The 24485-nt window shown below is 60.1% G+C and carries 22 protein-coding genes; 11 read left to right on the top strand and 11 right to left on the bottom strand.

The features are described 5' to 3' along the window. The first annotated feature begins 47 nt into the window (after positions 1 to 47). From KVU_RS06940 to KVU_RS06925, 4 genes are read left to right on the top strand one after another with little or no spacing between them, the layout of a single operon-like run. On the top strand, positions 48 to 1262 hold the full coding sequence (locus KVU_RS06940; protein ID WP_013384637.1) for a carbohydrate ABC transporter permease: 1215 nt from the start codon (positions 48 to 50) through the stop codon (positions 1260 to 1262). Then, on the top strand, positions 1262 to 2398 hold the full coding sequence (locus KVU_RS06935) for a carbohydrate ABC transporter permease (RefSeq protein WP_013384636.1): 1137 nt from the start codon (positions 1262 to 1264) through the stop codon (positions 2396 to 2398). Before KVU_RS06940 ends, KVU_RS06935 begins: the two co-directional genes overlap by 1 nt. Before the next feature lie 8 nt (positions 2399 to 2406). Continuing rightward, entirely contained in the window at positions 2407 to 4026 is a 1620-nt protein-coding gene (locus KVU_RS06930) for an alpha-amylase family glycosyl hydrolase (RefSeq protein ID WP_013384635.1), read from the top strand. 9 nt (positions 4027 to 4035) lie between these two features. Next, the gene (locus tag KVU_RS06925) at positions 4036 to 5121 is read left to right on the top strand and encodes an ABC transporter ATP-binding protein (RefSeq protein ID WP_013384634.1); all 1086 of its coding nucleotides are present in this window, start codon (positions 4036 to 4038) and stop codon (positions 5119 to 5121) included. Between the two features lie 29 nt (positions 5122 to 5150). Here the strand turns inward: KVU_RS06925 and KVU_RS06920 are convergent, their stop codons facing one another. Next, the gene (locus tag KVU_RS06920; RefSeq protein ID WP_013384633.1) at positions 5151 to 7373 is read right to left on the bottom strand and encodes an NADP-dependent isocitrate dehydrogenase; all 2223 of its coding nucleotides are present in this window, start codon (positions 7371 to 7373) and stop codon (positions 5151 to 5153) included. Positions 7374 to 7502: 129 nt separating this feature from the next. Continuing rightward, on the bottom strand, positions 7503 to 8234 hold the full coding sequence (locus KVU_RS06915; RefSeq protein ID WP_013384632.1) for a FadR/GntR family transcriptional regulator: 732 nt from the start codon (positions 8232 to 8234) through the stop codon (positions 7503 to 7505). A gap of 236 nt (positions 8235 to 8470) precedes the next feature. Here KVU_RS06915 and KVU_RS06910 point away from each other — a divergent pair, with 236 nt between their 5' ends. The 7 genes from KVU_RS06910 to KVU_RS06880 all read left to right on the top strand — a co-directional run bounded on the left by KVU_RS06910 (position 8471) and on the right by KVU_RS06880 (position 14559). Beyond that, the gene (locus KVU_RS06910) at positions 8471 to 9460 is read left to right on the top strand and encodes an ABC transporter substrate-binding protein (protein ID WP_013384631.1); all 990 of its coding nucleotides are present in this window, start codon (positions 8471 to 8473) and stop codon (positions 9458 to 9460) included. A gap of 77 nt (positions 9461 to 9537) precedes the next feature. Continuing rightward, positions 9538 to 10329 (top strand): ABC transporter permease, encoded by a 792-nt coding sequence (locus tag KVU_RS06905; protein ID WP_236953058.1) that lies wholly within the window; start codon positions 9538 to 9540, stop codon positions 10327 to 10329. Further along, positions 10329 to 11150 carry an ABC transporter ATP-binding protein gene (locus KVU_RS06900; protein WP_013384629.1) on the top strand — a complete coding sequence of 274 codons (822 nt, stop codon included), beginning with the start codon at positions 10329 to 10331 and terminating at the stop codon, positions 11148 to 11150. Before KVU_RS06905 ends, KVU_RS06900 begins: the two co-directional genes overlap by 1 nt. Positions 11151 to 11154: 4 nt before the next feature. Beyond that, the gene (locus tag KVU_RS06895) at positions 11155 to 11907 is read left to right on the top strand and encodes an ABC transporter permease (protein ID WP_013384628.1); all 753 of its coding nucleotides are present in this window, start codon (positions 11155 to 11157) and stop codon (positions 11905 to 11907) included. After that, on the top strand, positions 11907 to 12614 hold the full coding sequence (locus KVU_RS06890) for a fumarylacetoacetate hydrolase family protein (RefSeq protein WP_013384627.1): 708 nt from the start codon (positions 11907 to 11909) through the stop codon (positions 12612 to 12614). Before KVU_RS06895 ends, KVU_RS06890 begins: the two co-directional genes overlap by 1 nt. Before the next feature lie 66 nt (positions 12615 to 12680). Further along, the gene (locus KVU_RS06885) at positions 12681 to 13508 is read left to right on the top strand and encodes a sulfite exporter TauE/SafE family protein (RefSeq protein WP_013384626.1); all 828 of its coding nucleotides are present in this window, start codon (positions 12681 to 12683) and stop codon (positions 13506 to 13508) included. Between the two features lie 76 nt (positions 13509 to 13584). After that, a complete protein-coding gene (locus tag KVU_RS06880) occupies positions 13585 to 14559 on the top strand; it encodes a KpsF/GutQ family sugar-phosphate isomerase (RefSeq protein ID WP_013384625.1) in 975 nt (324 codons plus the stop codon). Here KVU_RS06880 and KVU_RS06875 read toward each other — a convergent pair. The 9 genes from KVU_RS06875 to KVU_RS06835 all read right to left on the bottom strand — a co-directional run bounded on the left by KVU_RS06875 (position 14556) and on the right by KVU_RS06835 (position 24313). After that, positions 14556 to 14804 carry a hypothetical protein gene (locus KVU_RS06875; protein ID WP_013384624.1) on the bottom strand — a complete coding sequence of 83 codons (249 nt, stop codon included), beginning with the start codon at positions 14802 to 14804 and terminating at the stop codon, positions 14556 to 14558. The genes KVU_RS06880 and KVU_RS06875 overlap by 4 nt on opposite strands. Then, positions 14801 to 15724: a hypothetical protein gene (locus KVU_RS06870; RefSeq protein WP_236953057.1), complete on the bottom strand. Its 924-nt coding sequence runs from the start codon at positions 15722 to 15724 to the stop codon at positions 14801 to 14803. The genes KVU_RS06875 and KVU_RS06870 overlap by 4 nt, the downstream gene beginning before the upstream one ends. A 165-nt stretch (positions 15725 to 15889) precedes the next feature. Further along, a complete protein-coding gene (locus KVU_RS06865; RefSeq protein ID WP_013384622.1) occupies positions 15890 to 17242 on the bottom strand; it encodes a glycosyltransferase in 1353 nt (450 codons plus the stop codon). Beyond that, the gene (locus KVU_RS06860) at positions 17239 to 18564 is read right to left on the bottom strand and encodes a hypothetical protein (protein WP_148225660.1); all 1326 of its coding nucleotides are present in this window, start codon (positions 18562 to 18564) and stop codon (positions 17239 to 17241) included. Before KVU_RS06860 ends, KVU_RS06865 begins: the two co-directional genes overlap by 4 nt. A 297-nt stretch (positions 18565 to 18861) precedes the next feature. Next, positions 18862 to 19413 (bottom strand): hypothetical protein, encoded by a 552-nt coding sequence (locus tag KVU_RS06855; RefSeq protein ID WP_013384620.1) that lies wholly within the window; start codon positions 19411 to 19413, stop codon positions 18862 to 18864. Further along, a complete protein-coding gene (locus KVU_RS06850) occupies positions 19413 to 20318 on the bottom strand; it encodes a glycosyltransferase family 4 protein (protein WP_060486262.1) in 906 nt (301 codons plus the stop codon). The genes KVU_RS06855 and KVU_RS06850 overlap by 1 nt, the downstream gene beginning before the upstream one ends. A 72-nt stretch (positions 20319 to 20390) precedes the next feature. Beyond that, positions 20391 to 21148 (bottom strand): IS5 family transposase gene (locus KVU_RS06845; protein WP_148225652.1). Its coding sequence is split into 2 segments (ribosomal slippage): positions 20391 to 20824 and positions 20824 to 21148, totalling 759 coding nucleotides; the frame shifts between segments, so codons are not numbered across the junction. Between the two features lie 46 nt (positions 21149 to 21194). Beyond that, entirely contained in the window at positions 21195 to 22925 is a 1731-nt protein-coding gene (locus KVU_RS06840) for a glycosyltransferase family A protein (protein ID WP_082416080.1), read from the bottom strand. Positions 22926 to 22942: 17 nt separating this feature from the next. Beyond that, positions 22943 to 24313, bottom strand: a complete 1371-nt coding sequence (locus KVU_RS06835) for a DUF6212 domain-containing protein (RefSeq protein ID WP_013384618.1) — start codon at positions 24311 to 24313, stop codon at positions 22943 to 22945. Between the last annotated feature and the right edge of the window lie 172 nt (positions 24314 to 24485).

The raw sequence follows: 24485 nt of genomic DNA, 5'->3' as shown, positions 1-24485 counted from the left end.
GGGCGGGGCCTTGTCCCCCGCCCTCGCGTCTTGACGCGGAGGGGAAGATGAATCCGGCATTGAACGCCGTTATCGTGATTGTGGCAGGCGTGGGCGTCTGCGTCAGCTATTTCTGGCTGGCCAATCTGGTGCTGGACAAGGTGATCTTTCCGGCGCGCGGGGCACATGCAGGCCGCAATATCACGCGCGCAAATCGCGTCCGCCCTTGGCTCTTCCTGTTTCCGGCGCTGTTCTTTGTCGGCGTCTATCTGGCCTATCCGGTATTCGCGACGCTGTGGTTGTCGCTGAACGACCGCGCAGGAAATTTTGTCGGCCTGCGAAACTATAACCGCATGTTTTCCGAGCCGAAATTTGGTGAATCCCTGCGCAATAACATGCTGTGGTTGATTGTGGTGCCCGCCGCCGCCACCGCGTTTGGCCTGCTGGCGGCGCAGCTGACCGACCGCATCCGTTGGGGCAGTATCGCAAAGTCGATCATCTTCATGCCGATGGCGATTTCCTTTGTCGGGGCCTCGGTCATCTGGAAGCTGATCTATGACGCCCGCGACGCCAGCCTGCCGCAGATCGGTTTGCTGAATGCGGTTTGGATGCAGTTCGATGGTGGCATTGGATCGGTGCTGATGCTGCAGGCCCTGCCGGTGATCGTGCTGGTGACGATGGCGCTGGCGCTGGGATTTGGTACTTGGCTGCTGATGCGAGGGTTGCGCGGCGCGCGGGTCCCGCAGGTGATTTTGCGGCTTGTGCTAGCGGTGATCGCACTGGTGCTGGCGGGGGTGGCCCTGCGTTGGGCCTGGGGTGCGGTCGTGGTTTCGCTGCCCTATGGCCGCCCGCAGCAATGGCTGCAATTGCCGTTTTGGAACAACTTTTTCCTGATGGCGGTGCTGGTCTGGATTCAGACCGGCTTTGCCATGGTGATCCTGTCCGCCGCCCTGCGCGGTGTGCCCGAAGATACGATCGAGGCCGCCGTGCTGGATGGCGCCAACCCGTTCCAGATCTTTTTCAAGATCAAGGCCCCGCAGATTATCGGCACGATTGTCGTTGTCTGGACGACGATCACCATTCTGGTGCTGAAAGTGTTCGATATCGTGCTGGCGATGACCAATGGCCAATGGGAGACGCAGGTCTTGGCCAATTACATGTATGACAAATTCTTCCGCGCTTTTGACACCGGCATGGGATCGGCGGCGGCGATGATCATCATGGCGCTGGTGACCCCCATTCTGGTCTGGAACGTCTGGAACGCCCGCAAGGAAATGCGCTGATGGATGGTATTGTCGGCAGCAAGCCCGCGCTGCGCTGGGTCACGCATATCACGGTCGCGCTGCTGGTGATCCTGTGGATCATTCCGACAGCGGGGTTGATGGTCTCTAGCTTTCGCACGGGTGATCAGATTACCTCATCGGGCTGGTGGCAGGCCTTTTCCACGCAAGAGGCCCAACAGCCCGCCATCCGCATCACCGGGGACGAGGTGCAAGAGGGGGACGCCTTCGTCATTGAGGGGCGTCTGTTCGCCAATGCCGCAACGATCAGCGCTTGGGGCACCTCATCGCGTGAGCCCGAGGCTTACGCGCCCGGCGCGACCGCAGATATCGGGGATGGCGTCACCCTGACGCTGGCCGAGGATGGCGCGTTTCGACTGACCGCGCCCAATAGCACGGCCGACATGCGCCTGCCGCGCGTGTTTACCAGCGCGGCGACAGCGCCCGAATTCACGCTGGATAACTATCGAACCGTGCTGTTTTCGCCTCTTGCGGGCCAGTCCATCGGGCAGGCGTTTTTGAATACGCTGACCGTGTCGATCCCTGCGACGGTGATCCCCATTCTGGTCGCGGCCTTTGCCGCCTATGCGTTGGCATGGATGCAATTTCCGGGGCGGGCGATGCTGGTGGCGGTGATCGTCGGACTGCTGGTGGTGCCACTGCAACTGGCCCTGATCCCGCTGCTGCAACTGCATAACGCCATCGGCATCGGCAAGGGCTATTGGGGGATTTGGCTGGCGCATACGGGCTTTGGCCTGCCGCTGGCGGTTTACCTTTTGCGCAATTACATGGTCAGCCTGCCGCGCGACATTATCGAAAACGCCCGCGTCGATGGCGCGAGCGAGTTTCAGATCTTTGTTAAAATCGTGTTGCCCCTGTCATTTCCGGCCCTTGCCAGCTTTGCCATTTTCCAGTTCCTTTGGACATGGAATGACCTGCTGGTGGCGCTGGTTTTCCTTGGCACCGGCAATGATCAGCAAGTTTTGACCGGTAATCTGGTCAATTTGATGGGCTCACGCGGGGGTGACTGGGAAATCCTGTCCGCATCGGCTTTCGTATCAATTGCAGTCCCGTTGCTGGTGTTCTTTTCGATGCAACGCTTCCTTGTCCGCGGGCTGCTGGCCGGTTCCGTTAAATAGAGAGAGATATGACCCTTTCCAAAAATTCCGATTGGTGGCGCGGCGCGGTGATCTATCAGATCTATCCGCGTAGTTTTCAGGATACGAATGGCGACGGGATCGGTGATTTGCCGGGGATTACCCAGCGCCTCGACCATATTGCGGCGCTGGGCGCCGATGCGATCTGGGTCAGCCCGTTCTTTACCTCGCCGATGAAGGATTTCGGCTATGACGTGTCGGATTATTGCGGCGTCGATCCGATGTTCGGCACGCTGCAGGATTTCGACGCCATGGTCGAGCGTGCCCATGCTTTGGGCCTGTGCGTAATGATCGACCTTGTGCTGTCGCATACTTCGGACCAGCATCCGTGGTTCAAGGAAAGCCGCCGCGATCGCCACAACCCAAAGGCCGACTGGTATGTCTGGGCCAATCCGCGCCCCGATGGCACGCCGCCCACCAACTGGCTGTCGATCTTTGGCGGCAGTGCCTGGCATTGGGATAGTCGGCGCGAGCAGTATTACCTGCACAACTTCCTGACCAGCCAGCCCGATCTGAACTTCCACAATTCGGATGTGCAGCAGGCGCTGCTGGATGCAACGACATTCTGGCTGGAACGCGGTGTCGACGGCTTTCGCCTTGATACGATCAACTTCTATTTCCACGACCAGAACCTGCGCGACAATCCTCCGCTGCCCCCGCGCGAGCGCAATGATCTGACCGCGCCAAAGGTGAACCCCTATAACCACCAGATGCATCTGTTCGATAAAAGCCGGCCAGAAAATCTGGCCTTCTTGCGCGCCTTCCGGGCCGTGCTGGAACCCTATGGTGCCGCCGCCGTGGGCGAGGTGGGCGATAGCGAGCGGGGCCTGCAGATCATGGCGGCCTATACATCGGGCGGGGATAAGGTGCAGATGTGCTATCCGTTCGAATTGCTGCAACCCAACCGGATCAGCGCCTATGATCTGCAAAGCGCCTTTGCGCTGCTGGCCAGCGAAGCACCCGACGCCTGGCCCTGCTGGAGCTATTCGAACCATGATGTGATCCGCCATATCACGCGCTGGGGCCTGAACGAGCGGGGCGTGCGCACCTATCTGATGCTGATCCTGTCGCTGCGCGGATCGGTCTGCCTTTATCAGGGCGAGGAGTTGGGCCTGCCCGAAGCCGAGCTGCAGTTCGAGGATCTGCAAGATCCCTATGGCATTGAATTCTGGCCTGAATTCAAGGGTCGCGATGGCAGTCGCACCCCGATGGTGTGGGACGGTGGCAATGGTCTTGGCGGCTTTACCAGCAGTGCCAAAAGCTGGCTGCCGGTGACTGCGCCGCATCTGGCGCTGGCGGTTGGCAACCAAAGCGGACAATCGGAAAGCCTGCTGGAATATTACCGCGCCGCGCTGCATTTCCGGCGGGATCACAAGGTGTTGGCACATGGCGCGATGAGCCCGCTCAGCGCCGCAGGTGATGTCGCAAGTTTCGCCCGCGTCGGCGATGAGGTGCTGTTTTGCGCCTTTAACCTTGGCCCGAACGAGGCAGTTTTGGACCTGCCCGAGGGGCCTTGGCATAATGTGGCGGATACTCTGGGAGGGGTGGCGCCACAATCGGGTCGGTTGACATTGGAGGCTTGGGGCTTTGCGCTGTTGCGCAGGGGGTGAGGGGTAGGAATGGCTGATCTGAAACTGACCGGGGTCGAAAAGGCCTATGGCAAGGTCAAGGTCTTGCAGGACATCAATCTGGACATCAAAACTGGCGAACTCATCGTGTTCGTCGGCCCGTCCGGCTGCGGGAAATCGACCCTGTTGCGGATGATTGCGGGGCTGGAGGGGATATCGGGCGGCGAGCTGTTGATCGATGGGCAGCGCATGAATGACGTGCCGCCCGCACAGCGCGGCATTGCGATGGTGTTCCAATCCTATGCGCTTTACCCGCATATGTCTGTGCGCGAAAACATGGCCTTTGCCCTGAAGATCGCGCACAAGCCGCAGGCCGAGATTGACGCGGCCATCGCCAATGCCGCCCGTATTTTGCAGCTCGAGCCCTATCTGGATCGTCTGCCAAAGGCGCTGTCGGGCGGCCAGCGGCAGCGGGTGGCGATCGGGCGATCCATCGTGCGCGATCCAAAGGTCTATCTGTTTGACGAGCCGCTCTCGAACCTAGATGCCGCCCTGCGGGTTGCGACGCGGATCGAGATCGCGCAGTTGAAAGAACATATGCCGGACTCGACCATGATCTATGTCACCCATGATCAGGTCGAGGCGATGACACTGGCCACGCGCATTGTCGTGCTGGCCGGCGGCGGCATCGCACAGGTCGGTGCGCCGCTGGACCTGTATGAACGCCCCGAGAATGAGTTCGTTGCGACTTTTATCGGCTCGCCCGCGATGAATCTGTCGCCCGGCGAGGTGGTGCAGACCGGGTCTGAGACAAAGGTAAAGCTGGAAAATGGCGGCATCGCCTATTCCAATGTGCCCACGCGCGACGCGGACATGGGCCTGCGGGTGAATATCGGTGTCCGCCCCGAGGATCTGACCCATGCCGCAGGCCCCGCGATTTTCAGTGGCACAGTCGAGATAACCGAGGCGTTGGGCGAGGTGACCTTGCTGTATCTGGCCCGTGATGCGGGCGGTGCGCAGGTGATTGCAAAGCTGCCCGGCATTCATGCGGAATTGCGCGGGCAGGGGGTCTCGCTGTCAGCCGATCCCGCAAAAGTGCATCTTTTTGCGGGCGGAAAATCCCTGTTGCACCGATAAAAAAAGCCCCGCATATGCGGGGCTTTTTCTTATTCCAGAATGGTGTTCAGCGTCTTCGAGGGCCGCATCACCGCATCGGTTTTCACCGGATCGGCGTGGTAATAGCCGCCTAGATCCACCGGCTTGCCGCGGTCTGCGCGCAGCTCTTGCACGATCTCTTCCTCGCCATCGATCAGCGCGCGGGCGATGGGGCGGAATTCTTCGGCCAGCGCGGCATCCGAGTTCTGTTTCGCCAAAGCATCGGCCCAATACATCGCGAAATAATAATGGCTGTCGCGGTTATCCGCCTCGCCGGGTTTGCGGCCGGGCGAGCGATCATAGTCCAGAATGCCCTGCGTCGCGGCATCGACGGCATTCCCGAGGACGCGCGCTTTTTCATTGCCGGTGGTTTCGGCCAGATATTTCAGGCTTTCGCCCAGTGCGCAGAACTCGCCCAGACTATCCCAGCGCAGGTGGTTTTCCTCGATCAACTGCTGCACGAGTTTGGGGGCCGAGCCGCCCGCGCCGGTTTCGAACATGCCGCCGCCCTGCATCAGCTTGACGATCGACAGCATCTTGGCCGATGTGCCCAGCTCCAAGATCGGGAACAGGTCGGTCAGATAGTCGCGCAGCACGTTGCCGGTGACGGCGATGCTGTCCTTGCCTTCGCGGATCGTCTCGAACGAGAGGCGGGTCGCAGCGCGCGGATCAAGGATCAGGAATTTCTTCTCGACGCCTTTTTCCTTCAGGATCGGGCGGACATAGGCCAGCAACTCGCGGTCATGGGCGCGGTTTTCGTCCAGCCAGAAAATCGCTTGGCAGCCTTCGATGCGCTGGCGGTCGATGGCCAGTTGCACCCAATCCAGAATCGGCGCTTTGCGGGTTGAGCACAGGCGCCAGATATCGCCCGCCTCGACCTGATGCGTATGCAGCACATCGCCGTTTTGCGCGATGACGCGCACGGTGCCATCCACCGGAATTTCAAAGGTGGTGGGGTGCGAGCCGTATTCTTCGGCCTTTTGCGCCATCAGGCCGATGTTCTGCACCGTGCCCGCCGTGCGCGGGTCCAGCGCGCCGGTCTCTTTGAAATATTTCACGCTTTCATCATAGACAGGCGCGTAAGAGCGGTCGGGCACAAGGCAATTGGTATCCGCCTCGGCCCCGTCCGGCCCCCAACCCTTGCCGCCCGCGCGCAGCAGCGCGGGCAGGCTGGCGTCGATGATCACGTCCGAGGGCACATGCAGGTTGGTGATGCCCTTGTCGGAATTCACCATATACATCGGCGGGCGCTGGGCGATGACAGCATCGATCGCCGCCTGAATTTCCGGGCCGTTTTCCATTTGGGCGACACGCGCGAGCACCGTGCCAAGTCCGGCATTCGCATCCGCACCCGCTGCCGCCAGTTCCTCACCATATTTTTCGAACACCGGCTTCAGCCAGGCCTTGACCGCATGGCCAAAGATGATCGGGTCCGAGACCTTCATCATCGTAGCTTTCAGGTGGATCGAGAATAAAGTGCCCTCGGCTTTGGTCTGCGCAATTTCGGCGTCAAGGAAAGCATCCAGCGCCTTTGCCGACATAAAGGTGGCATCGACAACCGTGCCTTCGGGCAGCTTCACGCCGTCCTTCAGCACGGTGACGGCGCCCGCCTTGTCGGTCAGTTCGATGCGCACCGCGCCTGCCTGCGCCGCGCTCAGCGTGACCGAGGTTTCATTAGCAAAGAAATCGCCGTGATCCATCGACGAGACGCGGGTCTTGCTGTCTTTCGACCACTTTCCCATCGAATGGGGGTGGGACATGGCGTAATTCTTGACGGCCTTTGCAGCACGGCGGTCCGAGTTGCCCTCGCGCAGGACAGGGTTCACGGCCGAGCCCTTGATCGCGTCATAGCGGGCGCGGATCTCGGCTTCTGCGGGCGTCGCGGGGGCGGTGGGGTAGTCGGGCAGATCATAGCCCTGCGCCTGCAATTCCTTCAGCGCGGCGACCAGTTGCGGCACCGAGGCCGAGATATTGGGCAGTTTGATCACATTGGCATCGGCGGTCTTTACCCAATGGCCAAGACCGGCCAGATCGTCGCTTTGACGCTGCGCAGGGGTCAGGCGTTCGGGAAAGGCGGAAATGATACGGCCAGCCAGCGAAATATCACGCGTTTCCACCGCAATACCTGCGGCTTTTGCGAACCGGCGAATGATCGGCAGCAGCGAGGCCGAAGCAAGGTCAGGCGCTTCATCCACCTTGGTATACACGATAGCGGGCATGTCCTTGTCGGCCATAGCGAGTGTTCCTTCACGTTGCGCGTTGTCGGTAGACCATTGCATACCGAAGCTAAGTCCTTTGTGCGCGAGCGCGCCGCATTTCGCAACGGTGCACGCACGCAATGGCCCGAAATTTTCGCCTTACCGTCAGAGTTTCGTCGATGCCGGCGGCGGGTCAAGCAGCTTTTGCTGCACCGCGCGCAGGTGCTGATACATCGCCTGCGCGGCACCGTCCAAGTCGCGCTGCATGATCGCGGCAACGATACGGTCATGTTCGCCAAAAGAATGGTGCGTGGCAGGCGGCTTTTGATCGCCCTGCCGCAGCATCCCCCAGACAACGGCGCGACGCACGGCGTTCAGCGCGTCGAACATTGCCAGCAGCAGGCGGTTGCCGGTCGCCTCGGCAATCACACGGTGCAACTCGTTATCGGCGGTCTCGTATTGGCGCCAGGTCTGCGCGGTATGGGTGCGGGCGATGCAAGCTTCCATCGCAGCAATATGGTCAGAGGTGGCGTTCAGCGCGGCCTCGCGCGCCAACATCGGCTCGATCAGCAGGCGCGCGCGCATCACCTCGGCGGGGTTGGTGGCGCGGTCGATGTCCGACAGGCTCAGGACATCAATGCGGCGTGCGCCGATGAATGTACCCTTGCCGACATGGCGCCATAGCTGGCCCTCGCTTTCCAATGTCGCCAAGGCCTTGCGCAACTCGCCGCGCGACAGGCCGAGGATGTCGCACATTTCTCGCTCGGGCGGCAGGCGGGTGCCGGGGGGCAGGTCGGCGCGTGTCAGCCATGCCCGCAATTGCACAAGGGGTGCCTGCTGCGATGGTGTGGTCGCCAAAGCGGCGTTTTCGGGTTGCGCAGTGATCGAACCATGCACGATCTGAAACCTTAACCAATAATAAGATTGGTTTTCAGTTAGATCATCTGGATTTCCTTGTCAATAAGGCTGTTTCTTTGCTCTAGGCAGTAAGAATGTCGCATATTGGTTCATCAATTATACGTTGACGCATAACCAATCAGGTGATTTGGTTGGGATCAATCACGATGCGAGAGGAGGAATCGCATTATGGTTTCCAGATTTCACTGTCCAATCGCTTTGGGAGGAGCAGGACGATGATGCAAGGTTTCACGATGATGCGACGGCATGTGCTGGCCGTTGCAATGGGCGGTGCGCTTGCCGGGATGCTGGCGATGCCAGCGCAGGCGCAACAGGCGATCCGGGTGGCGATGGGGGATATTGCCTCGGTCGAGACGCTGGGGCTGCTGATCGCGATGGAGCGCGCGAAAGAACGCGGCGTGCCGATGGAGCTGACGTTCTTTAACTCGGAAGATGTGGCGACGCAGGCTGTCGTTGGCGGTCAGGCCGATATCGGGGTCGGCGCACCCTATGCCTTTATCCAGAACTCGCGCGCGCCGCTGCGGATGTTCTATCGCATGAGCACGCTGCTGTTCTTTCCGGTGGTAAACACCGACCACTATACGACCTGGGCCGATCTGGACGGGCAGGAAGTCACCGTCCATTCGCGTGGCTCGGGCACCGAGGCGCTGATGCGTCTGATGGAAAGCCAGCACGGTATCACCTATTCGGCGATCAGCTATGTGCCGGGGGCCGAGGTGCGCACCGGTGCCATGCTGCAAGGCACGATCAACGCCTCGATCGTCGACTCGTCCGGTTTTCGTCTGCTCGAAGAGCAGGGCGGCGGCAAATTTGCACGTCTGCCGCTGGACGGCGTGAATGCGACCGACGAGGCCCTCTATGGCAACGAGCGTTTCCTGAACGAGCGCGAAGCCGATGTCGCGATCTTTGTTGAGGAGCTGCTGCGCACCTGGACCGATATCAACGAGAACCCTGAAATGGTGGCGGAATTGCGCACGCAATATGACCTGCTGCCCGATCTGCCCGCCGCAGGTGTTGACGACATCACGCCTTACTATGTCAGCGCGGCTGAAAACGGCGTCATGCCGCTGGGTGGCGGCACAACTGATGATGTGGCCGATGATCTCGCCTTCCTTGCAGCCGCAGGCCAGGTGCAGCCCGTCGAGGGCGATGTCGATACCACGATGTTCTGGGATTTCGACATTCTGACCGCGGCCAGAGACTGATGTAACCGGGAAGGCTACGGCCTTCCCGCGCCACAGGTTCAATAGGGAACACGCCTATGTCATCCATGGATATTGCCATGTCTTCAGGCACGCCGCGCCCCAATATCCTGTCACGGATTTGGAACGCCAGCCTGTCGTGGAAGCTGCTGTCGGTGGCCATCTTTGCCCTGATCTGGGAAATGGCCGCGCGCAGCGGATTTAACTTTGCCTTTCCGACCTTCACCGCGACCATGGCGGCGATGGCGCAGATGATCGGTGACGGATCGATGGGCCGCGCCTTTTTGCGCACGATGGAGCCGCTGGTCATCGGCCTTGCGATCTCGCTGTCGGTCGGGATTTCCGCCGGCATCGCCATGGGGCTGAAGAAAAGCTTTGAATGGTTCACCCTGCCGATGTTCATCGTCATGCAGGCGGCACCCATGGCGGCGCTGATCCCGCTGGTCACTTTCGTCTATGGCATTGGCCTTGCGTCGAAAGTCGTTGCGGTGGTGATGCTGTCGATGCCCGTCATCGCGATGAACAGCTATAAGGCGGTGCGCAACGTCTCGCCCTCGCTGGTGGCGATGTGCCATTCCTTCACCGGCTCGCGCTGGCAGCAGATCACGCGGATCATCCTGCCGGCCGCAAGCCCCATGATGTTCGCGGGCCTGCGCTTGGGCGTCGCCGAGGGGTTCTCCGGCGCGGTTCTGGCCGAGCTGCTGATTACGCCAACCGGGATCGGTGATCTGATCACCTACCACCGCTCGGTCGCGAATTTCGCCCATATGTACGCCACGATCCTTGCCATTGTTCTTTTCGCCATCATCGCTGTCAGCTCGCTGCAATGGGTTGAGGCGAAATTGTTCCGCCCCGAAAGGAGGGGAAACTGATGCAACATTCCATTCCCACATCGACCGCACCCGCCAAGGCCCGTGCACCCATCGCCATCGTCAACGATCCGATCGTTGAAGTGCGCGGTGTGACAAAGAAATACGGCACCTCGATCACGGCGCTGCAAAACATCGATATCAGCTTTGAACGTGGCCATCTGACCAGCTTGCTTGGCCCATCGGGCTGCGGCAAGACCACGCTGCTGAAGATCGTTGCGGGGCTGCTGGAGCCGACGGCGGGCGAGATCCGCGTGAACGGCAAGCCCGTCACCGGACCCGGGCGCGAGCGCGCCTTTGTCTTTCAGGACTTTGCCCTGATGCCCTGGGCCAGCGTTATTGATAACGCCGCCTTTGGCCTGAAAATGCAAGGCACCGGCAAGGCCGAGCGCGAGGAACGGGCCCGCCACTATATCAACGAGGTCGGCCTGTCGGGGTTTGAAAAGAAATACCCGCACGAGCTGTCGGGCGGGATGCGCCAGCGTGTGGGCCTTGCCCGCGCCTTGGCGGTGAATGCCGATATTCTGCTGATGGACGAGCCATTCTCGGCCGTGGATGAACAGACCCGCCGCAAGTTTCAAGAAGATCTGATGCGTCTGCGCGAGGTTGAAAACAAAACCTTCCTGTTCGTGACCCATTCGATCGAAGAGGCGGTCTATGTCTCGGATCGCATCGTCATGCTGTCGCCGCGTCCGGGCCGGATTTCCGAGATTATCGACCCCGCCATTCCCGAGGGCATTACCGCCGACGAGCTGCGCCGCGATGAGGCCTATCTGGATACCGTCGAGCGGATCTGGACCGGCATCAAGAAATACGTGGAGTAGGGTGATGGAGATCAAAGGATTTCAGATCCCCAAAATGGCATCGCTGCTGATTTGGGTGATCTTGTGGGAAATCGTCGGGCGGTTGGGGCTGGTCATGCTGTTTCCGCCCTTTACCGAAGTTCTGGCCGCGATGGGCGAGGTCGTCACCTCGCGCAGCTTTGGCGAGGCGATCCGCATCACCGCTGTCTCGTATTTTGCGGGCATCGGCCTTGCGCTGTTGATCGGTATTCCGCTGGGCTTTTTGATGGGGCTGGTGCCGACGGCGGATAAGATGCTGAACATGTGGGTGAACACCTTTTTGTCGGCGCCCCTCTCGGCGCTGGTGCCGGTGATCATGATCCTGTTCGGCCTTGGCACACCGACTGTTATCGTCACGGTGTTCATGTTCGCGGTCTGGATCATCGTCCTCGATACCCGCGCGGGGGTCATGCATATCACGCCATCGCTGATGGAAATGTCGAAAAGCTTTCAGGCGAACCGGTATGAGCGGACAAAGATGATGGTTCTGTCCGCGTTGCCCGAAATTCTGGCAGGCGTGCGTCTGGGCATGATCCGCGGCGTCAAAGGCGTTGTGATCGGGCAGCTTCTGGTGTCGATCATCGGGGTGGGGGCGCTGTTCTCGCTGTATCAACAAAACTTCCTGATGGCCCATTTCTGGGCGCTGGTGGTGATCATGTTTACCTGCGCGCTGCTGCTGGCTGAAATCGTCGCGCGCCTTGAAAAACGCGTCCAATATTACGCAGGAGTAAGAAACTAATGCCTGATAACCTTCATAAAACAGCGGATTATGTCATCGCTCCGCAACCACAGGCCACGCTTCCCATTGCAGGCAGTGACAAGGTCTTTCCGATCAATCGCGTATTCTGCATTGGCCGCAACTATGCCGCCCATGCCGTGGAAATGGGCCATGACCCCGACCGCGAGCCGCCATTCTTTTTCTTTAAAACCGCCAGCAATATCACATCGGATGGCACCTTCCCCTATCCCGAACGGACCGAGGATGTGCACCACGAGGTCGAGCTGGTCGTCGCCCTGTCCAAAGGCGGCAGCAATATCGCGGTGGAGGATGCGCTGGATCACGTCTGGGGTTACGGCATCGGCCTTGATATGACCCGCCGCGATCTGCAGGGCGAGGCGAAAAAGATGGGTCGCCCGTGGGAAGTCGGTAAAAGCTTCGAAGCCTCGGGTCCCTGCGGCCCGCTGGTGCCCGCCAGCGAGATCGGCCATCCGACCAGCGGCGCGATCTGGCTGGATGTGAACGGTCAGCGTCGCCAGACGGGTGATTTGAACCAATTGCTGTGGAAGATCCCCGAAATGATCGCCGAGCTGTCGCATTATTTCGATCTGAAAGCGGGCGATATCATTATGACCGGCACACCTTCGGGCGTGGGCGCCGTGGTCAAGGGCGATGTGATGACCGCCCATGTCGATGGGTTCAAACCCCTGACGGTGCGGGTGGTTTAAGCCGCGCCAGAGCTTGCCAAAGGCCCGCCGTTGGCGGGCCTTTTTCGATGTAAACCGGAGAATATCATGCTTCCCGAACTTTCGACCCTGCTGCCGTTGATTGCGATCTTGATCGCGGTTGGTGCTTTTGCTGGGGTCATCGCTGGCCTCTTGGGCGTCGGCGGCGGCATCGTGCTGGTGCCTGCGTTTTTCTATGTCTTTACGGCGCTGGGCTATGACGGGCCGCAGATCATGCAGGTCTGCCTTGCGACATCGCTGGCGACGATCATCTTCACCTCGATCCGTTCGGTGATGGCGCATCATAAAAAGGGCGCGGTGGATTGGGATGTGCTGAAAACCTGGGCGCCGGGGATCGTTGTGGGCGCGGTGATCGGTGTGCTGGTTGCAGCGCAACTGCGATCGGTGGCGCTGCAGGCGATTTTTGGCGTGCTGGGCATGGTGATTGGCCTTTACATGGCCTTTGGCCGTCCGGATTGGCGCATTCGCGATGAAATGCCAAAGGGGCCGGTGCGGGCGGCATTGTCATCTGTCATTGGGTTTTTGTCTGTGCTGATGGGGATTGGCGGCGGATCGTTCGGGGTTCCCGTGATGACCCTCTATGGCGTGCCAATCCACCGCGCTGTGGCGACCGCCTCGGGCTTTGGCCTGACGATCGCACTGCCCTCGGTGATCGGGTTTTTGTTGGTGCCGATTGATGCGGCGTCGCGCCCGCCGCTGACGGTCGGCGCGGTGAACCTGCCGGCGTTCATCGTCGTGATCGGTGTGACCATGTTGACGACAGGCTATGGTGTGCGCCTTGCCCATGCGATGAATCCAAAGCCGCTGAAACGGGTTTTTGCGATCTTTTTGATCCTGGTCGCGGCCAATATGTTGCGTAAAGCGCTGGGCTGGTAAGCGGGGCTACGGTTGACAATCCGCCCCGGCCGCTGGCCTATGCAAAGATCGTATGCAGCAGACAAGGGGCGGGCAAATGACAGCAGATGGCAAGATGAACGCATCCTATATTGCGACCGGCCAGCATGTCCTGCGTCTGGAGGGCGAGGCCCTGCTGACCCTTGCCGAGGCTATGCCGGATGATTTCAGCGCAGCCGTCGATCTTATCCTGGGCCTCAAGGGGCGGGTGATCGTATCGGGCATGGGCAAGTCTGGCCATGTGGGGCGCAAGATTGCGGCAACGCTGGCCTCGACCGGCACGCCCGCCTTTTTCGTGCACCCGGCCGAGGCCAGCCACGGCGATCTGGGCATGGTGACGGCACAAGACCTGTGTATCATGATCTCGAACTCGGGCGAGACCAGCGAGCTGTCGGATCTGATCGCCCATTGCGTGCGCTTTGGCGTGCCGATCATCGGCATCTCGAAACAGCCCGATAGCACGCTGATGCGCGCGGCAACACTGCGGCTGACCTTTCCCGATCTGCCCGAGGCCTGCTCCATCGGCCTCGCGCCCACGACCTCGACCACGCTGTCATTAGGTCTTGGTGATGCGCTGGCCATTTCGCTGATGGAGGCGCGCGCCTTTCAGCCCGAGAATTTCCGCACCTACCATCCCGGCGGCAAGCTGGGCGCGCGTCTGGCCACCGCGGCTCAACTGATGCACGCGGGCGACGAGGTGCCGCTGGTGCGCGAGGACACCCCGATGGCCGAGGTGATCTTGTCGATGACCTCGCACGGCTTTGGCGTGGCGGGCGTGGTGGATGCACAGGGCGCGCTATGCGGTGTCATCTCGGACGGGGATTTGCGTCGCCACATGAGCACGCTGATGGCACAGCGCGCCATTGATGTGGCGACGAAGAACCCGATCGCCATTGGCGCCGACAAGCTGGCCGTCGATATTCTGGCCACGATGAACCAGTATAAGATCAGCGCGATTTTCGTGATCGACAGCGCTCAGGCGCCCATCGGGATTGTGCACCTGCATGACTGCTTGCGTGCGGGGGTCGCCTAAAGCGTGTTCGCCGCCGGCCAGTCTGGCAGGGAAACGGCTTGCACGCCCGCGGGCACTGTCATTCCCGGATGGGCCGGAATGACCCAATTCCCAGCTGCATCCTGCAACGGTTCCGCCCAAGCCGTCGTGGGGTTGGGCAGGGTTTCACCGTCGCGCAATGCGGTCGGGGCCGCTGCGATATAGGCGGCATAGGCCGCCAAATTTGCCGCGTCGATGGCCGCGCGGGGGCCGATCCAATAGGTCATTGCAGCCTCGGGGCAGTGTTGCGGTAGGGGTGGTTGGGGTGTAGCAGCGTCTCTAAACCGTGGCGCCAATGCACATAGCCCTCGATTGTCCAGCGCAGCGTATCGCTAGGGACCTCGCCCAGCATGAGCGCCGCGGCGATATAGCCAAACCAGCTGCGATCCGTGAACCCATTGAGGCCGCGCCCCAGGCTCCAGATCACGGATGATCCCGCCAGATCGAAAGAGACCGATCCCATCGGCATGGGCAGCGGAAAGTTAGCCAGATCATCCTTGCCATTGACGCGACAGGCTGAAACGGCTGTGCTTGGCTGAAAGCCTGACGCGCCGGGTTGCACCGAAACGCGGCCACCCGAGCTTGCGATCCCGTTGCTGATGATCTGCGAATATTGTGCGCTGCCGCTGGTTTGCACGCCATCTCCATATTGCAGCAGCATCACGACCCAGACCGGCGAAAAGGCTTCGCTGGGGCGTAGGTCAAAATCGCCCAGCGCTTGGTCGAATTGCATCGCGGGCACTGTGCCGACCGTCGCGACGATAGGCTGTTTCGCGGCCACAGACTGATCCATCGACCGCTGGCCAAATCCATCGGCAATAGACACGACCCGGCCACTCGCGACGGTTGCGGCCGATGCCAACCACAAGCCGCCATTTGCTTTTTGTCCGGCTGTCAGGCCATTCACAGGTGTCCACATCTGGATCACGTTGCTATCGCCGCAGCGGATTGCTGCGCCTTCATGCGCGGCGGTCATCGTCCAGTTGGTGCCGGTCGCCCCGGCGATCGCCGCGCCGTCAGCGGTCCATTGGCCGCCGGGGGCATAGCTGTAAACGGAACCCGCATAGCCACTGCCAGACTGGATTTCCAACGCCGGTACGGGGTTTGCGGTGATGGCGGCAACACCCAGGGAAAGCGCGAGCTTCATGCCATCCCCCGCATAGGCCACATCTGTAATCCAGAGCGGGTTTGGATTGGCATCGCGGTCTCCTTTACGCCTGACACTGTCACCGGCAGGGGTAAAAGAGGGAGGTTACCAAAGCGAAAGGCCCGCGCACGTTGCACGGGCCTGTTGCAAAGCGGCTGGCCGCGTTTACTTGCGCCCGCGCCGACGGGACTGAACACGCTTTACGGTCGGAGTGGTTGTTGCACTGATTGCCGCGATCAGTTCGGCTTCAGGCTCTGGCCCTGGCGCGGTCATCGGCGGCGCGGTGATATTGCTTTGCAGCGACAGCATCCCCATCCATTCGGCATGAAAGCCAGCCATGTCCAGCGGCGGGCTGATCTTTTCCTTATAGCTTTGCAGCACATCTGCATTGCCCTGCACACGCATGATCGCGGCGGCCAGCGATGTGGCATCCCCGACCCGGAAATGCACGCCCCAACCTGCGGTCTTTTCGGCCATGCCGCCAATGTCCGATGCGATCATCGGGGTACAGGCGGCGCGGGCCTCTTGGATCACGACGGGCGAGTTTTCCCACCAGACCGACGGAATAATGATCCAGCCGTATTCCTTCATAATGTTCACGCAATCCTGCGGGCGATAGCGGCCGCGGAACCGCACGGATTCGGGGATTTCAAACTCGGGCCACATGCGCATGAAGCCGGCTTTGTCGACGCCGTGGATCTCGATCACGATGGGCGCGTCGGACAGGTCCTCTTGCTCCTCGATCAGGGCGGCGGCGCGGATCAGGATATCCAGACCCTTGGTCGGGGTCGCCTGACCAAAAAAGGCAAAGCGGCGGGACTTCAGCTCCAGCTCGGCTGTGGTTTCGGGGACATGCGTGTCGATATGGTCAAGGCCGTTCTCGATCACCGCAATACGACCGGGCGCGATGCCCCAATCCTCGAACCGAAGGCGCAGGAATTCGCTGGGCGACAACAAGGTGTCGAACAGGTCGAGCATTTCCAGCATCCGCGTCTTGCGCAGCACGAAATCGACCGGCGCACGTTCAACACAGGCGGCGCAGGCCACTTCGCTGGAGGCATAGCACAACTCGCCCGAGCGTTTCACCATCTGGCCGTGATTGGCGCAGATCGCGGTCAATTCGTGCAAGGTGCAGATGAAATGCGCATGGGGCAGCGCCTTGCGCAGACGGCGGATCGTGCCTGCGCCGATGTTCCAGAAATGGTGGAAGTGATAGATATCGCCTTTCAGCGACAGCAGAAAATCAAAGATCCAGTCTTCATCGGTGATGCGGCTTTGCTCCATCACAAACGAATCCATACCCATGCCGCGCAGGCAAAAGTCGGTCGGGCCAAAGCTGATGATCTGCTGACCCGCGCCAAAGAATTTTGCGCTATCCTCGGGGCCGATGGTCGAGCCGACGAAGTAAACCTCTTCGCCTTGTTCCTGCATATGCTCGTATTGGCGATAGGCGGCAACCTCGCCGCCGCCATAACGCAGGTTCGGGTGCGAGTGCGAGACGATGACAGTGCGGGTCATGAGGGGAGGCTTTCGGTCAAGAGCTTGCGGCTTTCGGCGTCGTATTCGTGCCAGTCACGGCCATCGATCAGCGCCTGTGTGAAGGGGCCGGATTTGCCCATGAAATAGCGGTAGACATCGACGCGCTGCACGTCGAGCATCCCCAATTCCATCAGCATTTCGGTTAGCAGGCGGATGCGCGATTCCTCGGTCAGGAAGACATGCGGAATGGCGTCGCGCTGTGCAAAAAAGGCGGCGCCTTCCATCATGACGGCAAAGGGCAGGCCATCGCGCGCGAACCGCGCAGCGTCATCAGGGCGGCTGCCCAACACGCTGCCGATCGGGTCATGCAGCAATACAATGCCGCCTGCGGCATCCGCGGCAAATAGCGGTGCAATATCGAATTGGAAAATTGACGAGCTGCGCGCAAAGACCACGCGGCCCGGCATCTCGCGCGGCGTCGCCAGCGCCAGATCCACGTCAACCAATCGCACGGCACCGTCATATTCATGGCCAATGGCGGTGATTGCGCTTTGCATAATGGGGGTCAGGCTTTGGCGCAGCAGATGCAGGGCAAAGCCGTTCGGGTGCAGGCGGGCGATGCGGCGCAATACATCGCGCAGATCGGTGTCGATCAAATCATGGTCGAGCACGACCAGCGTCTCGCCCTGGGCAGGGGCGGCTGCGACGGGCTCAAAGGCGCCGATATCCAGATAGGCGGGCAGGGTGCCGCGGCGCAGGCGCACGCGACGGGCGGTATCCTCCAGCGCCAACATGCTCATGACGATCTGACCGGCCAGCGTGGCGGCAGATGCGGGTTCGGTATTCACGATCACACCCGAGGCGCTCGGCTCGCCGGGGATCAGGAACATCAATTGTGTGCTGCCTGTCGGCGCTTGGCTGAACCGCCAAGCGCCGACATAGCCATCGCGCCCGGTGAACGTATAACGGTCACCATAGGCTGCAAGATCGGCGCGCGCCGTGCTGTTCATTTGCAGATCAACCGGCGCGACCATACCATCTGCAAAAGCCAGCGCGACCAAAGGTTCGGCTGTGGCCGCAGCGGGCAGATACCAGCCTGTCAGCATGCCTTGTCCAGCCGTGCTGACCAGACAGCGGTCAGTCGCCAGCACATAGCTAGCTGTTTCTTTGGCGAGCGGTTGTGCGTTGCGCAACCTTGCATAGATAGCGGCGCCCAAAGCGGGGTCCAGCACTGTGATCTGCGATTGCGCAAGCAATCGCAGAACTGCAAAAAACACTTCGTTTACACCAATTTCGACCAGCCGCGACAGGTCTTCGCCCAGGCGGCTGCGGTAAAGTTCAATTGAATCATCGGGTTCCACAAGCCGGAATCTAGCCCGATCCGGATCAATTCCCGGAGCCAGTTCCGACAGGTCAAAAAGCGCAACAAGTCCCATCGGGTCGTTGCTGCGCAAATCGCGCCGAATATGCCGTGTAATAATTTTAGGCTTCAAAACTTCGTTGTCGACGTGAAGTGAAATCAGCGGTGTGGCCTGTAATGTCCAACCGGTGACCGCTACGATGCGTGCATCATCCGTAAAACAAAAATCGATGTTGGTGTGCATCGAAAATAACCTATCGTAGCAGATCAACGCCTGAACGGCGCCGTTATTTCAAATTTAGATCAAAGTGACTGCAAGGCGGTCGATGATCATACGCGAAGCGGGTTGGCGGACGTGTACGATGACACGGTGCGCGGTTGCATCTTCCGACAGGTCCGCAGCGGACAGACGGCAGATTGCGATAGTGTCGGTGATACGAACTTCACGGTGGCCAACGTCGTTTGTCGTACCGTCGGTCAGGAATTCGCGGATAAAGACGTCGGCTACAACGGGTTGCTTGGCGTCAATGCCCAACTCGACATAATATTCCGACGGGATAGCGCGATTTTGCATCTTGGCTTCCAGCGTCATCCAGCCCGCGTTCGAGCAGCGCAGCTCAAGCGCATCACCGGTTTCACTGGCCGACAGTTCGGCTTGACCGCCGGGCGGCAGACAGGTGCCCAGCACTTGACCAATGTCGTTATAGCCTTGCGCCAGCTTCAGCTTGGGGCGGTCTTCCAGTTGTGCACGGGCTTCGCCGAGCAGTTCGATGCGCGATTCTTGCAAAGCAGCAAGCATGTTGGCCGCAGAGACAAAGCTGTGCTTTGCCGCGTCATAGATGGTGGTCATTATATGCTCCTAACTGGATTGCCCAGGTGTTGGTGTGACTCATGCGCTTGGGCGCGCGTCCGAGGACTAAGCCACTTTAGCAACGGTAATATGGCTGCGGCCCAATCACGATGCATGTCGGCTGCTTGTTGTGAAATTTGGGTCAGTTGATCGCGGTTTTTATCGAGTTTGATTATTTGTTCGACAAAACCGACCTCGCAGCCGATCTCATTTATTAACAGACCGTTAACGCCATCAGTTATCGCCTCGCTGACCGCGCCCACATCGGTTGCAAGCACCACAACACCGCATCTTTGGGCCTCGAGAATCGATAGCGGCAGCCCCTCGTACAGCGACGGCAGAATCATGATGTCGGCTTGCGCGAACAGGTCCGTCAGCGCGTCGCGCCCGCGCACGGCGCCCAGCATTTTGGTTTGAGCCGGGAAGGCAAACCCGCTGCTGCTTGCATCGATAACCGAGCTGCCGGCGATGCTTATCTGGATATCCGGGACTTGCTGGGCCAGCATATGGAAAATATCCGCCAACCGGTGCACGCCCTTTTGTGGATCGAGGCGGCCGAGGAACAGCACGTTCAGCGGACGATCCGCTGCCGCGGTTTGGCGGCCATTCATCACACGGGCGCTGGCCTCTGGCGCCAGCGGATAGCCCGGCGCGTTGCTGACGGTCAGCAGTTTTTCTTCAGGAACCCCTTGTCCATGCATCCAGACGCGCAAGCTGTCAGAGCAGGTCAGGATCAAATCATATGCGAATTCATAGGCCATGGCCAAATGCGGCGGGCCATAGGCGCGGCCATAGGTGCTGCGCTCCATCAAATGCTCATGATCGATCATGATGACGCCCTTGCGGCGCAGCAGATTTGCGACCTTATGCAGCGCACCCGAATGCGCATTGATCACCACATCCATCGAGGACAAGAGCCCGATCAGATCGGCCTTTTCGTGCCAATTGCCCCAGCTAGGCTCAGGACTCGTTCTTGCTCATAGCCAGAACATGACGGTTGCGGCGAGGATGATGGCTGAGAAGAAGGTCTCTGGACACCGGTCGTATCGGGTCGCCACGCGCCGCCAGTCCTTGAGGCGACCGAACATGATCTCGATGCGGTTGCGCCGTTTATAACGCCGCTTGTCGTATTTCACCGCCTTCTTGCGGGACTTCCGGCCTGGGATGCAGACCTTTATCCCCTTGTCTTTCAACGCATCTCTGAACCAATCGGCATCGTAACCCCGATCTCCGAGCAGCCACCCCGCCTTCGGCAGACTGCTTAGCAGTGCCGCCGCGCCAGTATAATCGCTGACCTGCCCAGCCGACATGAAAAACCCGATCGGCCGCCCCTTGGCATCAGCAACGGCATGCAGCTTTGTGTTCATGCCGCCTTTGGTGCGCCCGATCTGGCGCCCGCGCCCCCCTTTTTCACCCCAAGGCTTGATGCGGTGCGGTGTGCCTTCAAATACGTCGCGTCGATCATGATCGTCTCGTGCTCGGCGCGCTCAGTGACCAGCCCGACCAGGATCCGGGCGAAGACTCCGTTGTCGCTCCATCGCTTCCACCGGTTGTAAAGGGTCTTCGCCGGGCCGTATTCTTTCGGCGCATCGCACCACCGCAACCCATTGCGGTTGATAAATATTATGCCACTGAGGACGCGACGATCGTCCACGCGGGGCTTGCCATGGCTCTTGGGAAAGAAAGGCGCAAGGCGCGCCATCTGAGCATCGCTCAGCCAATATAGATTGCTCATCGATCAGGTCTCCTCACAGAGCCTGAATCACGCCAAAACCCCAAAATCAATGGGTCTGGAGCCTAGGTTCGGCGGTGCCGACGAATTCCTGACCTGTCCAATCGATGGCGCTGGAATCCGCCATCCAGTTGATCGTGCTGAACGATTTCAGCGTCCAGTCATCAGGATGGATCGGGCGGTCACTGATCACAAACAAATGGCAGCGATAGCCATTTTCCGCAAATTCGCGCGCGATCGACGCCACGACTTTTTCCACGCCGCCAAAGTCAAAAATTGGCAAGACAAAGCCGACATCCTGCGTTCCGGCCTGCTTCAACAGCGGGAAGACGACACCGCCATCCGCGGCGCGGCGCGGAATATGGACCGAGCGCGACTTATCCACTGCGCCGCCCACCTGCCGCCATTCCCATTGCATGTCGACGGCCGGTAAATAGCGGCTGCGGCTGAGGCGCAGCATAAAGCGACGCATCAGCTCTTGCGCGCTTTCGGCGACAAGGTTCAGCGGCACCATCTTTTCCAGATCAACCGACCAACCAGCGGCGTTGAACGGCGATGGCAGGTGATCAAGACGCAGCAGGTCACCGGTTTCGCTTTCATCCAGCAGGCGGCGCAGTGTGATCAGATCCAGCGCGACGCCATCGGCCAGCCGGTCATCATTGTGCGCATTGGTGGCAATGCGATGCCCGGCGTCCGAGCTCTCGAGGTAAAACAGATCGAAATCAGTGCCGGCCTCGCCGCGTGCACGGCGACGTTCGGTATTCCAGAAAAAGCTGTGCAGCATGGATGCTGCGCGCAACCGGGCCGAGACGCCATCGCGCAGAAAGACCACATAGGGCGGCGCGTGATTGGCATAAGGATCGGCAAGATGGGCCATGATCATCCGCTCAAGCTCGTCGAGCGTGATCTCTTGCGCCTGCATGGGGTCGGTTTGCAGATAGGCAATACCGGTCGAGCCCTCGATCACCGCAAAGCGCGGAAAAAGCTGCGATTCTAGCGCCAGCATCTTTGGCACGTTGAACAGCCACTGATGTTTGTTCACGATGTGCTGGCGCAGCGCCGCATCGGCATCATGGGATTCGCTGAGCATGCTGACAGGGCGTTTGCGGTACAGCTGCAGGGGCTGCGCAACAGAATGCCCTCTAAAACCCTTTTGCGCCGCGCTTAACCAAAAGTCCCAATCTTCATAGCCCTGGCGCATACCCTCGTCGAACCGCACGCCGGCGTCCAGGATGCGGCGGCGGACAAGGCTGCCCGCTTCGCACAGGTTCACCTGCGCATGAAACAGCAGATTATAATCGCGCTCGGTAATGTAATGGCCCTGTTGGCCAAAGAAATCGAAATCCGGGTAGAACCAGTCGGCACGCGGATGGTTGGCCAGCATTGCCTGCATGGTCGCGCCGGCGTCAGGGGCCAGCATATTATCCGCATCAAGCAAGAAGATCGCGTCCAGATCTGGATCGCAAGCAAGCGCATGTTCAATACCACGGTTGCGCGCTGCGCTAAGACCGCCGTTGATGTAATGACCAACCCGGATTTTATCGCCCAAAATCAACTGCCAAGCACCAAGGCTTTGCAATGTTTCCAGATAGCTGCAACCGTCATTCACCACGATCAGACGGTTGATCGTGCCCGCGTCGATTTCTTTTGCAATGGAATTGATCGCATCATCGACCAGAACCGGATGGCCTTTGATCGGCAGGACGACGTTGATCACAAACGGAGCCGTTTCGGCGCGCGCGCGTTTTGCGGGCTTTGTGCTGCGTGATATGGCGTTCATCTGACCAGACCCCTCTGTTAGCCCAAGCTGTCGCCGGTGGCAAAGCGGAAGCCGCGGAAAAAGCCCCAGCTCATATCATTGGGTACATCGCCCGCGATCGAGACGGCCAATAACAAATCGAATGTCTCGCCCAAAGGTTCGAGCGGCAGGCAATGGGCCTGGCCCCAGCTATGTGCAGGCATTCCTGTAACCCATGGGCCAAGACGTCTGTGCCACAGCCCGTCATTATCCACCGCGCCTGCGGGGGCGACGCCGATCGCAAAGTTTAGGCTGGGAGAGCGCGGATGCCCGACATTAATCAACGCCGATATATGTGTCAGGTTTGGAAATGGGATATCGCGCACGATTGCGCAGACCGCCCCTTGGCGCGACGGATGCACCATAATGACCTGTTCGCGCGACCAATAAGCAGTGGTGACGTGATCTTTCGCCGAGGTTGGCACCGAGATGAGGCTGGGGTGGGGCAGGGCGCTTGATGCGATGAAGGTTGCATCACGCGTCGTCAGGCTGGCGCGACCACTGAGCAGCGGCGCCGGGGTTGGCAAGCGTACGCCGCCCAAAGCATGCCAGACTTGAACGGCCAGCGTATGCTCATGCGGTTGCGCCGCACTGCTTGTTGCGCGAAAACGCACATCTGCGACCGGCTGTGCAAGTCCGACCTCTAACGGGTTCTCTCCGCGCCAGGTCAGAACCAATGTACAGTCGCGGCCCACGCCTTCAATCAATTCGGGCAGGACAAAGCGCAGCCAGCCGGTCTCGATGCCCATTTCGGGGCGCTGGACTTCGGCCAGATGGGTCAGGCCCGATGCATCCGTGATGGAGACCGACAGCGCCTCGATCACGGGCATGACCGTTTGCGGGAACCACAGGTCGATTGACGACAGGCTGACGGCATTTACCGGCAGGCGCTGCGTCAATGTCTCTGCTGGCATCAGGACAGCCATTGCCCCGGTCGGCTGCCACGCGAGCGCCTTGAAAAACTGCGGATTGCCGAGGTCGTAGAGCAGGCGTTCCAATTCGCGCAGGCGGATGTTCAGCTGCATCGTCTCATTGCGCAGCTGTGCCGAGGCGCGACGCGACTCGCCCAGTTGACGGCGCAGCGCTGTAAGCTCTTCTTGCATCACATGCATCAATTGGCGCGCGCCGGAAATCGGATCGGCGGGGTCCATCTCGATCACGGGGATACGGTCGAAAGAACTGCCGGCCAGCGCCTTTTTCAACGCGCCGCTATCGCCTGCCAGCGAGACCGCACCGACATAGGAATGGTTGAGGGGATAGGCAGAGGACGTCGGGGTTGCGTCAGCTTCGAACGGCTCTAGCAGCTCGCCCTCGGGTAGCAGGTTGCGCACGATGTCATAGACGCGACCATCCACTAGAAAACTACGCAAGCGCTCAACTCCCTTTAATCAATGCGGGCACCGTACTGGCTGACGCTGCCCTCAGCGCTGCCGATGTCCAACTAAACGATCAATATTGCGACCAGATGAAATAAGGTTGCCGTGTCGCGAAATCAGGGCTGCGACATCAAGCGGAAGCTGAGAGTCTTTTGCCTGAAAGTCA

This window comes from Ketogulonicigenium vulgare WSH-001, from assembly GCF_000223375.1.
Lineage (GTDB): Bacteria > Pseudomonadota > Alphaproteobacteria > Rhodobacterales > Rhodobacteraceae > Ketogulonicigenium > Ketogulonicigenium vulgare.
The sequence above is the reverse complement of the archived record's forward strand: the minus strand, read 5'-3'. Positions and strand labels throughout refer to the sequence as shown.